Genomic DNA, 12,379 nt, shown 5'->3' with positions numbered 1-12,379 from the left:
GGCTCCTGAGACGGCTCTGAGCGCCTCTCAGGCCCGTACAGCGGTCATTCAGCCTGGGCAGCCATTGCCTCGCTTCTCGGCGCCCTGGCAGGCTCTGGGGGCCATTTCCGGCAGAACCTCAGGGTTACGGGTGCCCGGTCGTGCTTCACGTCCGCACAACCGGGCAGCACGGTCAGAACGGCGCAGGCGCCAGGCGGCCGGTGTGGACGTCGTAGATGGCGCCCGCCACCGGCATCCCCTGAGGCAGGAACGGCGTGGACCTGATCCGGGTGAGGTCGTGGCGGAGCGCCTCGTTCTGGTCGGGCACCGTGTGGAACTCCAGGCTGCGCGTGTCCACCCCGCGTGCCTGGGTCAGCGCATGGACGTCCGGGTCCGTCACCTTGGCCATGCCGCAGTCCGTGTGCGGCATGACGAGCACGCGCTCCACCCCGAGCACGTACACGGCCAGCACCAGGGTACGCAGCACGTCGTCCGTCACCCGGGCGCCGGCGTTACGGAGGATCTTGGCGTCGCCGGACTTGAGGCCGAGCAGGCCGAGCGGGTCGATGCGGGAGTCCATGCAGGTCACCACGGCGAGCCCGCGAGCGGCGCGGCCGGTGAGCCCGGAGTTCGCGAACGTGTTGGCAAATTCCGCGTTGGCGGCATACAGGTCGTCGAACGCACTCATGCCACAAATGATGCCCTGCGCCTCATAGCTGGTGGTGAACGGGGTCGCGACTGGCGGGAGTTGGCAAACATCCCACGAAAGCGCCTAACTTTGCGTGATGATGTCGTAGCCCTTTGTACGTGATCGAAGAAGGTCTGTCGTGAGTAGGTCCGAATCGCTCGCCGCGTATCTCCGTGCCCAGGCATGGCGCCGCCTCGACCGCGTGGAGTCCAAGGACGAGGGCCGCAACGCCAGGACAGCCCTGGCCCTCCTCGACACCGCCGCCTACGCGGCCAGGCTGCCCGACGACGACCCGTTGATCCTCATGCTGGACCAGGCGGGCTGCTTCGGGCCTCTGGGTTGTGAGGGCTTCGACCCGGGGGAGGCGGGCGACCGGCTGATCCGCCACTGGCAGGGAGGCGAGCCGCACGAACTGCTGCTCGCGCTCCCCTCCGCCATCACGACCGCCGGCCAGTAGCCGCCGACGGCGTGAATCACGCGGGTGCGTTGCCCGGCTTCCACTTGATGCCGCAGCCCAGCGAGGGGTTCTGCTCCTCGGGCACCGGCCGGCCGTCGAGCAGGGCGTCGATGGCCGCACGCAGCGACTCCCCGGTCACCGGCAGCGCGTTGCCGGGCCTCGCCCCGTCGAACTCGCCCCGGTAGACGAGCCGCAGCTGCGCGTCATACAGGAAGAAGTCCGGCGTGCACGCCGCCCGGTACGCCTTGGCCACCTCCTGGGTGTCGTCCAGCAGGTACGGAAACGTGAATCCGGCGCGGGCGGCCTGCTCCGCCAGGTGTGTCGGATCATCGTCCGGGTAGTTCACGCTGTCGTTGCTGCAGATCGCGACGATCGACAGCCTGGCGCCGTAGTCGGCGGCAAGGGCGCCGAGGCCCTTCTCGATGTGCCGCACGTACGGGCAGTGGTTGGAGAGGAAGACCACCAGAGTGGCGGGTGAATCTTTGAGGTCTTCGAGCGACACGCTGCCACCGTTGATGGCGGTCAGGTCGAAGGCGGGCGCTGGAGTGCCCAGCGGCACCATGAAGGAGTTGGCAGCCATGGCATTCATTCTTGTCTGACGTGGTGCCGGCAAAACGAACCTGAGAGGTGAATCGAGTGAGAGGCATCGCGGAGTTCCGCACCACTGTGCCGAACGGCCGCAGCAGCTCCACATCGACCTGACGGTCACCGACATGGACAAGGCGGAGCAGCAGGTGCTCGAGATCGGCGCGACCAAGCACGAGCACCAGCCCAGCGAGGACGACAGCTTCCGGGTGTTCCTGGACCCGACCGGGCACCCGTTCTGCCTCTGCAGGGACTAGCGGAAGAGTCCCGGGAAGAGGGGCTGACCCCGCGCGGCGCGGGGTCAGCCCCCGTCGTTTCAGCGGGCGGCCTGGGCCAGCAGGTCCACCGCCTTGCGCAGGTTGCCCGCCGCCAGCTCGTGGTCGGCCGACGCCTGCAGGTCGGGACGCCTGCCCGCGCTCTGCGCGATGTCCCTGGCCACCGAGACGACGGCGTCGTCCACGGCGTACGTGTCGGTCTTCGACCGTTCGAGCAGCGCCGCGGCCGTGCCCAGGGCGGCCAGGACGGCGCGCGCGTCACGTACCGACCCGTCGGCGTTCCAGCCGCGGACAGGCAGCGTCAGGACCGCCGCCGCGGCCTTGGAGAGGCCGTCGCCGGAGGCCAGCCGGTCGCGTGCGGCCTTGAGCCGGTCACGGGGCCGGTCCGTGCGCAGGCCCCACCCGTACGGCCAGAGCGGGTCGTACGCGGCGTCGCCCACGTTGATCGGCAGCTGCTCCGCCGAGCGGAACCAGGTGAACGGCAGCCGCCCGGTGTACGGCAGCGCGCCGAACAGCGGGTCGGCCACGCCGTCGCCCTCGGTGCCCGGCAGCCAGGAGGCCACCACGGCCTCGACGCCGGACAGGTCGCCGAGCAGCAGCGGACGCCCCGAGACGACCAGGACGACGCACTTCATCGCCCCGCACACCTTGTCGATCGCCGCCCGGTCGGCGGCGGCCAGGTTCAGGGTGCGGCCGGCGCGGCCCACGTCCCCTTGGCCCTCGGCGTACGGTGTCTCGCCCACCACCACGACGCCCACGTCGTGCCCGGACAGGCCGGCGGAGGCGTCCCTCGAGTAGGTCACCGAGGCGGCACGGGAGCGGATGGCCTGCAGGATCGTGGTGCCGGGGGTGATCGGCCCCGACGAGCCCTGCCAGCTGATCGTCCAGCCGCCGGTCTGGTTGCCGATGTCGTCGGCGTTCGAGCCGGCCACGTAGACCTTGGCGTCGCGGCGCAGGGGCAGCAGGCCGCCGTCGTTCTTCAGCAGCACCTGCGACTTGGCCGCGGCCGTGCGGGCGACCGCCCGGTGCGCCGCGGAGCCGACGTCGCCGATCCCCGACCGGTCGGCGTACGGGTGCTCGAACAGCCCCAGCCGGAACTTCTGCGCCAGGATCCGCGCGACCGCGTCGTCCACGCGCCGCACGGGCACGCGCCCGGCCTCCACCTCGGCCTTGAGCGTGCTCTCGAACGCCGGGTAGGCGTACGGCACCATGATCATGTCCAGTCCGGCGTTGATCGAGGTGCGCACGTCGCTCGCGTAGTCGCCGGGGATCTGGTCGATGGCCTGCCAGTCGCTGATCACGAACCCCGTGAAGCCGAGCCGGCCCTTGAGCACGTCCGTGATCAGCTCCTTGTGGGCGTGCATCTTGAGCGGGCCGTCGCCGAGGTCCACGCTCGAGAACGACGGCATGACGGTGGCCACGCCCCGCCTGACCGCCTCCTTGAACGGCGCCAGGTGAACCGCCTCCAGCTCCTGCCGGCCGACCTTGGTGACGCCCTGGTCGATGGTGTAGTCGCCGCTCGTCGAGGAGCCGTACGCGGTGCCGCCGTCGCCGACGTAGTGCTTGGCGGTGGCCAGCACGCCGTGGTCCTGGAGGCCGTCGATGATCGTGGCCATCCGCGACACCAGCGCCGGGTCCTCCCCGAACGACTCGTACGCCCGGCCCCAGCGGTCGTCGCGCGACACGCACAGGCACGGCGCGAAGTCCCACGGGATGCCGGTCGCCTTCACCTCCCGCGCGGTGATCTCGCCCTCCCGCTTCACGAGCTCGGGGTCGCGGGTGGCGCCCATGCCGACGTTGTGCGGGAAGATCGTCGCGCCGGTCACGTTGTTGTGGCCGTGCACCGCGTCCACCCCGTAGATCAGCGGCACCTGGAGCCTGGTCCGCTGCGCCTGGAGCTGGAACCCGTCGATCATGTCGGCCCACGCCTGCGGCGTGTTGGGCGTGGGTGCGGAGCCGCCGCCCGACAGGAGCGAGCCGAGCGCGTACGTGGCGATGTCGCTCTGCTTGCCCAGCGCGTTCCGCTCGGCCTGCGTCATCTGCCCGATCTTCTCCTCCAGCGTCATCCGCTGGAGCAGGTCGGCCACGCGCTCCTTGACGGGCTTGCGGGGGTTCACGTACGGGAGGCCGTGCGCGTTGATCACGACGACCGGCGCCTCGGCCGGGGGCCTGGTCCCGGCGCCGGACAGCTCGATCGGGATGGTCTCGGCGACCTCGTCCTGGCCGTCCTTCAGCGTCCTGATCGTGAACGACCTGGCGGCCCCGGAAGCCGTTCCCGCCGGGAACGTCAGGGTGCCCTCGGCGGGCGTGTAGTCGCTGCCGGGGGTGGCGGTGCCCGTACCGGTCCGGTAGGTCACGGCCAGGTCGGCGGGCAGGGGGCGGCCGGCGGCGGTGGTGACGGTGACGACCACCTTCGCCTCGCCCTGCTCGTTCACCGGGTAGACGGGCCTGTCGGTGGAGAGCCTGGCGGGGCGCGGGGGCGCCGTCCCGTAGAGCTCGACCTGGTCCCATTCGAGCGTGCCCTGCGCGGTCGGCAGCCGCATCGAGTAGCCCCACATGGCCACCAGATCCAGCTCACCGTCGGTGGGCGCGCCGCCCGGCTGGTAGTCGGTGCGCCTGGTGAAGCTCGAGAACGGCACCTTCACCTGCCGCCAGCCCGCCGCGTCGTCGGTGAACGACGACTCGAACAGCTCGGCGGCGCCCGCTCCGGCGCCGCCGTCCTTGATCTCGAAGAAGATCTTCTGGCCTGAGCCGGCGCCCTTCACCCAGAAGGAGAAGCCCTCGTACGGGGACCAGTCCTGCGTGGCGGCCAGATCGTGCGACCAGCCGCCCCACTGGCTCACGTGGTAGACGGACCTGAGCACCCGGTTGCTCTCCGCCGCCCCTGGCCGATCCTGGCCCGGTTCGATCGTGAGCGCGGGCGTCGAGGCCGCGTCGTTGCCCCAGGCGTACACGCCGGTGGGAACGGCGTCCGACTCGAAGTCGGTGATGGTGCCCGGCTCGGCCGCCACGGCGGCGTGCGGCGTGACGATCAGGGACGCGACCAGGGCAAGGGCCGCCCATAACGGGGGTCTGGATCGGGACACGGTACCTCCGGCTGGCGAAGAGAGCGCTCTCTCAGAAGAGATCGGCGCCCGGAGGCATTTCATAACAGCGCCACACCGGGCGGGGGCCGGACCCGTGAAAGAGTCCGGCCCCCGCCCGGTGCAGCGTCATGACTATGCTTGCTCGTCCTCCGAGGCGGCCGGGGCCGCCGCCGTGACCTCCGTGAGCAGGGATTCGGGGGTCGAGGCGAGAGCGCCGCCGACGGCGCCGATGGTGTGGGTGAGGCGGACGCCGGAGCCGTCCCGGCGGCCCAGCTCCTCCGGAAGCGGCACGGGCTTGCCCACGTTGGAGACCGCCTTGGCCGGAGCCGGACCCGCCCAGGCCAGCAGCAGCTCGTCCTCGCCCTTCAGGAAGCGCTGGGCCCGCACCCCGCCCGTCGCCCGGCCCTTGGCGGGGAACTCGGCGTAGTCGGACACCTTGCCGCCTCCCACCTGCGTGCCGGGCAGTGCCGTGGAGGAGCCGGCGACCGTGACCACGTGCGCGGGACGTTCGGGATCCACCACCCCGAACCAGATCACCCGGGCGCCGCCGTCCAGCCGGATCCCCGCCATGCCGCCCGCCGGGCGGCCCTGCGGGCGCACCAGCGAGGCCGGGTAGCGCAGGAGCTGGGCGTCGGAGGAGATGAACACCAGGTCGTGGGACTCGGACACGAGCTCGACGGCGCCGACCACGCTGTCGCCGTCCTTCAACGTGATCACTTCGAAGTCGTCGCGGTTGGCCGGGTAGTCGGGCACCACCCGCTTGACCACGCCCTGCGCCGTGCCCAGGGCCAGGCCGGGGCTGTCGGGGTCGAGCGAGCCCAGGCCGACCACCTTCTCGTCGGGCTGCAGCGAGACGTACTCGGAGACCGGGTGCCCGCCCGACAGGGACGGCGGATTGGCCGTGGTGGGCAGCGTCGGCAGGTCCACGACCTGGACTCGGATCAACCGGCCCAGCGACGTCACCACGCCGACCTCACCGCGTACGGACGTCTTGACGACCGACACCAGCACGTCGTGCGCCGAGCGCTCGCCCTCGCCCGGCAGCGGCGTGGCGTCGGAGGTGCGGGCCAGCAGGCCGGTCGAGGAGAGCAGCGCCAGGCACGGGTCGTCGGCCACCTGCAGGTCCACGACCGGGGTGCGGGTGACGCCCGGCGCCTCCAGCAGCACGGTGCGGCGCGGCGTGCCGTACTTCTTCGCCACGTCGGCCAGCTCGCCCGAGACCACCTGGCGGAGCTTGGTCTCCGAGGAGAGGATCTCGTTGAGCCGCGCGATCTCCTCGCTCAGCGTCTCCTTCTCCCGGTCGAGCTCGAGCTTGTCGTAGCGGGTGAGCCGCCGCAGCGGCGTGTCCAGGATGTAGGCGGCCTGGATCTCGGTCAGGTCGAACACGTCCATCAGCCGCGTGCGCGCCTGCGCCGAGTCGTCGGAGGCGCGGATGACCTGGATGACCTCGTCGATGTTGAGCAGGGCGATGATGAGGCCGTCGACCAGGTGGAGGCGCTCCTCGCGCTTGCGCCGCCGGAACTCCGACCTGCGGCGCACCACCTCGAGCCGGTGGCCGACGTAGACCTGGAGCATCTCGCGCAGCCCGAGCGTGCGGGGCTCGCCGTCGACGAGGGCGACGTTGTTGATGCCGAACGTCTCCTCCATCGGCGTCAGCCGGTAGAGCTCCTCGAGGACCGCCTCGGGGATGAAGCCGTTCTTGATCTCGATGACCAGCCGCAGGCCCTTGTGGCGGTCGGTGAGGTCCTTGAGATCGGCGATGCCCTGCAGCTTCTTGGCCGTCACCAGCTCCTTGATCTTGGTGACGACACGCTCGGGGCCGACGTTGTAGGGGAGCTCGGTGACGACGATGCCCTTGCGGCGCGGCGTGATCTGCTCCACCGTGCACCTGGCCCGCATGCGGAAGGTGCCGCGCCCGGTCTCGTACGCGTCGCGCACCCCCTGGAGCCCGATGATCGAGCCGCCCGTCGGCAGGTCCGGACCCGGCACGAACGTCATCAGCTCGTCCAGCGACGCGTCCGGCTTCTTGATCAGGTGGCGGGCGGCGGCCACGACCTCGACGAGGTTGTGCGGCGCCATGTTGGTGGCCATGCCGACCGCGATGCCGCTCGTGCCGTTGACCAGCAGGTTGGGGAAGGCCGACGGCATGACGACCGGCTCGGTCTCCTGCCCGTCGTAGTTGGGCTTGAAGTCGACGGTGTCCTCGTCGAGCGACTCGACCATGAGCATCGCCGCCGGGGCCAGCCTGGCCTCGGTGTAACGCATGGCGGCGGGCATGTCGTCGGGGGAGCCGAAGTTGCCGTGGCCGTCGACGAGCGGCAGGCGCATGGAGAACGGCTGCGCCAGGCGTACGAGGGCGTCGTAGATCGCGCTGTCGCCGTGGGGATGCAGCTTGCCCATGACGTCGCCGACGACGCGCGACGACTTGACGTGCCCGCGGTCGGGCCGCAGGCCCATCTCGCTCATCGAGTAGAGGATGCGCCGCTGCACGGGCTTGAGGCCGTCACGCGCGTCGGGCAGGGCACGCTGGTAGATCACCGAGTACGCGTACTCGAGATAGCTGGTGCGCATCTCCGAGGTGACGTCGATGTCGACGATCCGCTCCTCGAAGTCCTCAGTAGGGGGTGCAGTCGTGCGTCGGGCCATCTTGTGCTGCGCGGCTACCTCGGCCGTCGCGCCGAGGGGAAGCGCATCCTCCTTCTGTCCTTGTGCTGTAACCGTATCCGTCAGCTCGCTGGAGAAGCGTCAGATCGGCGGCTGAGGCGGCGGGTTGCGGGGTGTTTGCCCCTGGAGATGATGGCACGAGCGACGTTCACTGTGACGTATCCATCGCGCCTCATACGTCGGCGGGTGAAGGCGCTCACGTCACCGCAGCACCTCCTCGCCGATGGCCGAGCATTGCGCCGACGTCAAGATGATACTCGATGCCGGTCGCTTATCGCATACGTGTTCGATGCGCGCCGCCGACCCACTCTCTTGACCAAGCAATTGCTTGGTGTTACGTTCGCGGCACGAGGATACGGCTCTCACGGAGGCGTCATGATCGAGTTCCATCCCGTGACCAAGCACATCGGCGCCGAGGTCACCGGGGTCGATCTGCGCAAGCCGCTGTCGCAGGAAGAGGTCGCGGCCCTGCGCGCCGGCTGGCTCGAGCACCTCGTGCTGTTCTTCCGCGACCAGCACATCGACGACGAGCAGCACCTGCAGTTCGCCCTGAACTTCGGCACGCTCAACCACCCCGCCTTCAAGAAGGACTCCGCCAGCCCCATCCACGTCCTCGACCAGACCTCTCCCAAGGGCGAGGGCGGGGACGAATGGCACAGCGACAACACCTTCGAACCCACTCCGCCGATGGGCTCCCTGCTCCGCTGCGTCCAGCTGCCCAGTGTGGGCGGGGACACGTGCTGGGCGAACACGTACCTGGCGTACGAGACGCTCTCGCCCTGGCTGCAGCGGCTGTGCGACGAGCTGACGGCCGTGCACGACATCACGATGTCGATGAAGAAGGCGATCGCGAAGGGCCACCCGTTCGATCTGGCCGAGATCCAGGCGAAGTGGCCGCCGGTGGAGCGCCCGGTGGTGCGCGTGCACGCGGAGACCGGCCGCAAGGCCCTGTTCGTCAACCGCGCCTCCACGACGCGCCTGGTGGGGCTGACGGACCGCGAGAACGAGGCGCTGCTGCCGCTCCTAGTCGACCACATCCGCTCACCCGAGTACCAGGTGCGCCTGCGCTGGCGGCCCGGCACCCTCGCCTTCTGGGACAACCGGCCGACACAGCACTACGCCGTGGCCGACTACACCGAACGCCGCCGCATGCACCGCGTCACGATCAACGCCTTCCCCGAGCACGCCGATCCCGCCTGACCGCGAGGACGGTCATGGTGGCCGCGGGAGCGTGGTAACAAGGGGGAATGATTGAAGCCCCTGATGTGGCGATGCTGCGGGAAGAGGCCGAGGAGCGCTTGCGGGCGCTGGCGGGCGAGCACGCCGTGCTCCGCGACGACCAGTGGGCCGCCATCGAGGCCCTGGTGGTGGACCGGCGGCGGGTGCTCGTCGTGCAGCGCACCGGCTGGGGCAAGTCGGCCGTCTACTTCGTGGCCACCGCGCTCCTGCGCGAGCTGGGCGAGGGTCCCACGGTCATCGTCTCGCCGCTGCTGGCGCTCATGCGCAACCAGATCGCCGCCGCCGAGCGGGCCGGCATCAGGGCCGTCACGATCAACTCCGCCAACCCCGAGGCGTGGGAGGAGGTCTACGGCCAGGTCGCCGACGGCATGGTCGACGTGCTGCTGGTCAGTCCGGAGCGGCTCAACAACCCCGACTTCCGCGACAACGTCCTGCCCGAGCTGGCCGAGAGCGCCGGGCTCGTGGTGGTGGACGAGGCCCACTGCATCTCCGACTGGGGTCACGACTTCCGGCCGGACTACCGCCGGCTGGCCACGCTCTTCGGGGAGCTGCCGCCGGGCATCCCCGTCCTGGCCACCACCGCCACCGCGAACGCCCGCGTCACCCGTGACGTGGCCGAGCAGATGCGCCTGCCCGACGACGGCGGTGACGGCACGCTCGTGCTGCGCGGGCCGTTGGAGCGGGAGAGCCTGCACCTGAGCGTCGTCCGCCTGCCCACCGCCGAGCAGCGGCTGGCCTGGCTCGCGCAGACGCTGCGCGAGCTGCCCGGCTCCGGCATCGTCTACACGCTCACCGTCGCCGCCGCCCACGAGATCGCCGGATACCTGCGCGAGCAGGGCTTCGAGGTAGCCGCCTACTCCGGGCAGACCGACCCGGCCGAGCGGCTGGCGGCCGAGGAGGCGCTGCTGACCAACAAGCTCAAGGCGCTGGTGGCGACGAGCGCGCTGGGGATGGGGTTCGACAAGCCGGACCTGGGGTTCGTGGTGCACGTGGGGGCGCCGCAGTCGCCCGTCGCCTACTACCAGCAGGTCGGCCGGGCGGGGCGCGGCGTGGAGCGGGCCGAGGTCATCCTGCTGCCGGGGGTCGAGGACCGCGAGATCTGGGCGTACTTCGCCTCGCTGGCGTTCCCGCCCGAGCCCGTCGTGCAGGCGACGCTCCGCGCGCTCGAAGAGGGCGGCGTCATGTCCACACCGGCGCTCGAGACGGCCGTCGACCTGAGCCGGAGCCGGCTGGAGATGATGCTCAAGGTGCTCGACGTGGACGGCGCGGTCCGGCGGGTCAAGGGCGGCTGGGAGGCCACCGGCGAGCCGTGGACCTACGACGCCGAGCGTTACGCCCGCATCGCCGCCGAGCGCCGCGCCGAGCAGGAGGCCATGCTCGCGTACCTGACGACGTCCGAGTGCAGGGAGCAGTTCCTGCGCAGGCACCTCGACGACGAGGCCGCCACGCCGTGCGGGCGCTGTGACAACTGCACCGGGCGGCACCGCTCGCCGGAGATCGGCACGCAGGCCGTCGAGAGCGCCCGCCGGCGGCTGAGCAGGCCGGGCGTCGAGATCGAGGCACGCAAGCAGTGGCCGACCGGGCTGCCCGACCTGTCCGGGCGGATCAAGCCCGAGCTGGGCGCCGAGCCCGGCAGGGCCCTCGGCCGGCTGACCGACATCGGGTGGGGCAACCGGCTGCGGGAGCTGTTCAACGGGGACGACGGGCCCATGGCCGACGACATGTTCAAGGCCGTGGTGCAGGTGCTGTCGGCCTGGGAGTGGCGTGAGCGCCCTGTCGCCGTGGTGAACGTTCCGTCCGCGACGCGGCCCGCGCTCGTGCGCGCGTTCGCCGAGCGGCTGGCGTCGGTGGGGCGGCTGGCCTACCTGGGGGAGCTGGGCTATCGGGCGGGCTCGCCGGGGCAGCAGTTCAACAGCGCCAAGCGGGTGCAGGCGGTCCGGGCCACGCTCGCCATGCCCAAGGAGCTGAGCGCGTCCATCGCCGGCTGCGGCGGGCCGGTGCTGCTCGTGGACGACCGCGTCGACACGGGGTGGACGATGACGCTGGCTGCGGCCCTCATCCGGCACGCGGGCGCCCCGGCGGTGCTCCCGCTCGCGCTGGCCACCACTACCTGACGCCCATGGTCAGCAGGTCGTAGTCGCCATGGACCGGGCTGACGTGGACATTCGTGGCGTTCCGGCCGCGCAGCAGCAGCGTGCTCGTCCAGGCCGGCGGGACGAGCACGGCCGGGGAGACGCCGAGGTAGACGCTGCCATGGTCGCCCTCGCCCAGAAAGCCGGTGACCTCGTACGAGCCGACCGACGTGGGACCGCCCGGCCGTGACGGATGCACGCCCTGCATCCGGCTCCCTCATGTCGCGCTCAATCCCGACCTGCTCGCCGCCATAGCCATCGCAGAGCCGCCCACAAGGGGATCAACGCTCAAGCCTGACCGGCCTGGCGCGCGGGGCCGGTCAGAACGGTCTGAGGGGCCGGCCAGAAGGGGGGCGGGGCCGGTCAGAACGGCGGGCGGGCGCCCAGGTGCATGATCGCCTTCGCCGCCAGCCGGCAGCCCGAGGCGAGCGCCTCCGCCGGCGGCTTGCCCGCCAGCCAGGCCGGCAGGAAGCCGGCCGAGAACGCGTCGCCGGCGCCGGTGCCGTCCACGATCTTGTCGACCGGCTCGGCGGCCACGCGGACCGGGTCGGGGCGGCCGTTGCTGTACCAGAGGGCGCCTTCGGCGTTCATCTTGATGACGACCTGCGGGAACCACGCGGTCAGCACCTTGGCGGCGGCCTCGGCGTCGTCGCGCCCGGTCAGCACCTTGGCCTGCTCGGTGTTGGCGAACAGCAGCTTGGCCCCGTTGGTCCACTCCAGGAACGGCTCCGCCCCCGTGCGGTCCAGAGGCGCGGACGAGGCACAGTCGACCGAGATCGACATGCCGCCGCGCCTGGCCATGTCGAGCGCCGCGAGGCCCGCGTCACGCGAGCCCTCGTTGATCAGCGTGTAGCCCGACAGATGGAGGTGCGAGCCCCCCGTGAACAGGTCACGCGGCAGGTCCTCGGGCGACAGCGCCGCGTTGGCGCCCGGGTCGGAGAGCATGGTCCGCTCGCCCTTGTGCGTGACGAGCACCACGCAGGTGCCGGTGGGGCGCTCGGGGTCCATGACGAGCCGGGCGTCGACGCCGTAGCCCATCAACTCCATGTCACGGTTGCGCCCCGTGATGTCGGCGCCCCTGCGGCCGATGAAGGCCACCTCGGCGCCCTCGACGGCCAGCCACGAGGCGATGTTCGCCCCCGAGCCGCCGCCGTGCATGGTCACGATCGCCGGGGTGTCGCTCGCCCTGGCGAGCGCATAACGGGCGCGCGCGACCGCGTCGGTCATGAGATCGCCCACCACGACGACCCGCGTCATGATGTCACCACCTTGCT

Annotated in this window: 10 protein-coding genes; 4 read left to right on the top strand and 6 right to left on the bottom strand. The window is 71.1% G+C overall.

Annotated elements, in window-relative coordinates; translation table 11 throughout:
• Positions 1–172: 172 nt before the first annotated feature.
• Positions 173–667 carry a carbonic anhydrase gene (locus AB0H84_RS09475; RefSeq protein WP_357600701.1) on the bottom strand — a complete coding sequence of 165 codons (495 nt, stop codon included), beginning with the start codon at positions 665–667 and terminating at the stop codon, positions 173–175.
• A gap of 139 nt (positions 668–806) precedes the next feature.
• Between AB0H84_RS09475 and AB0H84_RS09470 the strand changes: the two genes are divergently transcribed.
• Complete coding sequence (locus AB0H84_RS09470) at positions 807–1,124, top strand: hypothetical protein (RefSeq protein ID WP_357600698.1); 318 nt, start codon at positions 807–809, stop codon at positions 1,122–1,124.
• A gap of 16 nt (positions 1,125–1,140) precedes the next feature.
• On the opposite strand, the gene AB0H84_RS09465 is transcribed toward AB0H84_RS09470, so the two are convergent.
• Positions 1,141–1,704, bottom strand: coding sequence for a thioredoxin family protein (locus AB0H84_RS09465; protein WP_357600695.1), 564 nt, complete (start codon positions 1,702–1,704; stop codon positions 1,141–1,143).
• A 40-nt stretch (positions 1,705–1,744) separates the two neighbouring features.
• Between AB0H84_RS09465 and AB0H84_RS09460 the strand changes: the two genes are divergently transcribed.
• Positions 1,745–1,966 (top strand): VOC family protein, encoded by a 222-nt coding sequence (locus AB0H84_RS09460; protein WP_357600985.1) that lies wholly within the window; start codon positions 1,745–1,747, stop codon positions 1,964–1,966.
• 59 nt (positions 1,967–2,025) lie between these two features.
• Here AB0H84_RS09460 and AB0H84_RS09455 read toward each other — a convergent pair whose 3' ends face one another.
• Positions 2,026–5,070, bottom strand: coding sequence for a glycoside hydrolase family 3 N-terminal domain-containing protein (locus AB0H84_RS09455; RefSeq protein ID WP_357600692.1), 3,045 nt, complete (start codon positions 5,068–5,070; stop codon positions 2,026–2,028).
• A 132-nt stretch (positions 5,071–5,202) separates the two neighbouring features.
• Positions 5,203–7,716, bottom strand: coding sequence for a DNA topoisomerase IV subunit A (locus tag AB0H84_RS09450; protein ID WP_357600689.1), 2,514 nt, complete (start codon positions 7,714–7,716; stop codon positions 5,203–5,205).
• A gap of 393 nt (positions 7,717–8,109) precedes the next feature.
• On the opposite strand from AB0H84_RS09450, the gene AB0H84_RS09445 reads away from it, so the two are divergent.
• Together AB0H84_RS09445 and AB0H84_RS09440 are read left to right on the top strand one after the other, a co-directional pair.
• Positions 8,110–8,934: a TauD/TfdA family dioxygenase gene (locus AB0H84_RS09445; protein ID WP_357600686.1), complete on the top strand. Its 825-nt coding sequence runs from the start codon at positions 8,110–8,112 to the stop codon at positions 8,932–8,934.
• A 47-nt stretch (positions 8,935–8,981) separates the two neighbouring features.
• Positions 8,982–11,087: a RecQ family ATP-dependent DNA helicase gene (locus AB0H84_RS09440; protein ID WP_357600683.1), complete on the top strand. Its 2,106-nt coding sequence runs from the start codon at positions 8,982–8,984 to the stop codon at positions 11,085–11,087.
• Here the strand turns inward: AB0H84_RS09440 and AB0H84_RS09435 are convergent.
• Both AB0H84_RS09435 and AB0H84_RS09430 read right to left on the bottom strand, forming a co-directional pair.
• Entirely contained in the window at positions 11,080–11,313 is a 234-nt protein-coding gene (locus AB0H84_RS09435) for a hypothetical protein (RefSeq protein WP_357600680.1), read from the bottom strand. The genes AB0H84_RS09440 and AB0H84_RS09435 overlap by 8 nt on opposite strands.
• A gap of 155 nt (positions 11,314–11,468) precedes the next feature.
• Positions 11,469–12,362, bottom strand: a complete 894-nt coding sequence (locus AB0H84_RS09430) for a sugar kinase (RefSeq protein ID WP_357600678.1) — start codon at positions 12,360–12,362, stop codon at positions 11,469–11,471.
• Positions 12,363–12,379 lie beyond the last annotated feature (17 nt).

Source organism: Nonomuraea sp. NPDC050786 (assembly GCF_040654115.1).
In the GTDB taxonomy this organism is placed as follows: domain Bacteria; phylum Actinomycetota; class Actinomycetes; order Streptosporangiales; family Streptosporangiaceae; genus Nonomuraea.
Note: the sequence above shows the minus strand (reverse complement) of the source record. Positions and strands in the feature narration are given on the sequence as shown.

Bases quoted from the DNA above. Each gene is read 5' to 3' on its own strand.
- AB0H84_RS09465 (WP_357600695.1), bottom strand. From the start codon at position 1,704: ATGGCTGCCAACTCCTTCATGGTGCCGCTGGGCACTCCAGCGCCCGCC.
- AB0H84_RS09430 (WP_357600678.1), bottom strand. From the start codon at position 12,362: ATGACGCGGGTCGTCGTGGTGGGCGATCTCATGACCGACGCGGTCGCG.
- AB0H84_RS09450 (WP_357600689.1), bottom strand. From the start codon at position 7,716: ATGGCCCGACGCACGACTGCACCCCCTACTGAGGACTTCGAGGAGCGG.
- AB0H84_RS09475 (WP_357600701.1), bottom strand. From the start codon at position 667: ATGAGTGCGTTCGACGACCTGTATGCCGCCAACGCGGAATTTGCCAAC.
- AB0H84_RS09445 (WP_357600686.1), top strand. From the start codon at position 8,110: ATGATCGAGTTCCATCCCGTGACCAAGCACATCGGCGCCGAGGTCACC.
- AB0H84_RS09440 (WP_357600683.1), top strand. From the start codon at position 8,982: ATGATTGAAGCCCCTGATGTGGCGATGCTGCGGGAAGAGGCCGAGGAG.
- AB0H84_RS09435 (WP_357600680.1), bottom strand. From the start codon at position 11,313: ATGCAGGGCGTGCATCCGTCACGGCCGGGCGGTCCCACGTCGGTCGGC.